Origin of the sequence: Weissella sp. DD23 (assembly GCF_001579105.1) — a bacterium.
Lineage (GTDB): Bacteria > Bacillota > Bacilli > Lactobacillales > Lactobacillaceae > Weissella > Weissella cibaria.
In genome coordinates, this window is record NZ_KQ970390.1 from 12,621 (window position 1) to 14,818 (window position 2,198).

Consider the following 2,198-nt stretch of genomic DNA (forward strand, 5'->3'; position numbering starts at 1 on the left):
GTACTGACTTTGAAATGACGGTGCGCGGTAACCAAGATATTCGTTACACCATCGATGTCGAACAAAGCCAGTTAATTGTGCCATTACAGGACAACACACAAAAATAGGATTATTTTTCCGCGTCATTGCCACTTTATGCTACCATGGTAACAATTGAGTTTAGAACGAGGGGGGGCAGACGATGGATCGTAAGCTAATCGGCATAGATTTGGATAAAACAACACTAAATGACGCAGGCAAGGTATCTGACCGCACGCGTCGTACTTTACAAGCTGCGCAACGTGAAGGTCACATTGTTTCGATTGTGACTGGACGACCAGTGCGTTTGTCAATGGACATCTATGACACGTTGGGATTGCAATCACCGATGATTAATTTTAACGGGTCATTGGGGCACAAGCCTTATCAACACTGGGATCATGAGTATTCATTTAATATCGACCGTGAAATTGCGTTTGATTTATTGGAAAATGCGCAGATGATGGGGATTGATACGGTGGTAGCCGAAAGTAAGAATGATGTTTGGGCAAACGGTAATGGTCCGCAGCGTGGGACGGAAGATGCTATTTTCTTCCCACAAGATGAAACAGGCCGCAAAATGTTAGACCGCTTGAATCTACAGACGGATGTTAATGCCATTCTGATTCACGCCGAAAATGCCTTGCATCAATCACAAATTCAACATTTCGTGACGGACCGTTACGGGGCTGATCGTGTTAATGTCAAGACATGGGGTGGTGAGTCACCAGTGCTTGAAGTCGCACCAGCCGGGGTTTCAAAGGATACTGGCCTAGATGTCTTGCGCAAAGCCTATGATATTAAGCGCGATGATATTTATGCGTTCGGTGACGAAATGAATGATTTCGAGATGATCGGCTATGCCACACATGGCGTGGTGATGAAGAACGGGAATCCAGAATTAAAGGCCATCGCGGATGATATGACGGACTATACCAACGAAGAAGATGGGCTGGCACGTTACCTTGAAAAGTTACTAAAATTGTCCCTTTAAAAATCACTTAACAAATGTGAAAGCACTGTGCAAGAGCAGTGCTTTTTTTGCGCAGTAAAAACGTGTAAAATAGAGTTTGAATACATAATAAAAGGAGCGCTGTGATGGCGGAGTTACCAGAAGGATTTGAAGAAAAATACCGCCAACTATTAGGCGATGAGGCAGATGCATTTATCGAATCATTTGATAAGCCTGTCGTAAAGGCATTTCGCCAGAACCCCTTGAAGGCCAATATGGGCTTATATGACACTGAGTCCGACGGCAAAGTACCATGGGGAAAATGGGGCAACTATGGGGCCGTGAAAGGCCACTCTGTTGACCACACAACGGGTGTCATTTACTCACAAGAACCGTCTGCACAGTTGGTTGGCGAATTAGCCCGGCCTAAGCCTGGTGAACGCGTGTTGGACTTAGCGGCTGCACCAGGTGGTAAAACAACCCACTTGGCGTCGTTTATGGAGCAAAAGGGTTTGTTAGTGTCTAACGAAATCTTCCGTAAGCGAGCAGCAATCTTGAGTGAAAATGTCGAACGTTTTGGGGTACAAAACGCGATTGTGACGAATCATTCACCACAGGAATTGTCACCGAAGTTCCCACAATACTTCGATAAAATTGTGTTGGATGCGCCATGTTCAGGTGAGGGGATGTTCCGTAAAGATCCCGCTGCGATTAAGTATTGGCATGAGCACTACCCAGAAGAGAACGCCACCCGTCAACGTGAGATTTTGGAAGAAGCAGTTAAGATGCTAAAGCCAGGTGGCCAATTGGTCTACTCAACTTGCACGTTCGCCCCTGAAGAAGATGAGCGCATTATCGCTTGGCTAATCAGTGAACGTCCTGACTTGGAAATTGTCGATGCAGATAAATATGAAGGCATGGATGATGGTAAGCCAGAATGGGCTGACGGAAACCCTGATTTGAAGAAGACGGCCCGTTTGTTCCCACACCACTCAGATGGTGAAGGACACTTCATGGCCAAGTTAGTTTCAAATCAAACCGAAGACGACTATGTTGCTAAGGAACCTAAGTTGGCGAAGTCAAACTTGACGAAGGACCAACGAGCACTTTGGCAAGATTTCCGAACTGATTTCTTACCGGATTACGACCCAGCGTTGTTGATTGCGTTCGGTGATCAAGTCTACGCGGCCCCAGAAGGAACGCCTGATTTGACCGGCCTACAAGTGAT

The 2,198-nt window shown here is 46.1% G+C and carries 2 protein-coding genes; both read left to right on the forward strand.

Annotation, left to right across the window (positions count from 1 at the left end):
* The first annotated feature begins 181 nt into the window (after positions 1–181).
* Positions 182–1,012, forward strand: coding sequence for a Cof-type HAD-IIB family hydrolase (locus WEIDD23_RS00060; protein ID WP_010370371.1), 831 nt, complete (start codon positions 182–184; stop codon positions 1,010–1,012).
* A gap of 104 nt (positions 1,013–1,116) precedes the next feature.
* Positions 1,117–2,198: RNA methyltransferase (locus WEIDD23_RS00065; RefSeq protein ID WP_242865336.1), on the forward strand; the 1,082-nt coding region annotated here is incomplete at its 3' end.

Excerpts from the sequence above, each read along its gene's own strand:
- WEIDD23_RS00060 (WP_010370371.1), top strand. The coding sequence starts at position 182 with ATGGATCGTAAGCTAATCGGCATAGATTTGGATAAAACAACACTAAAT.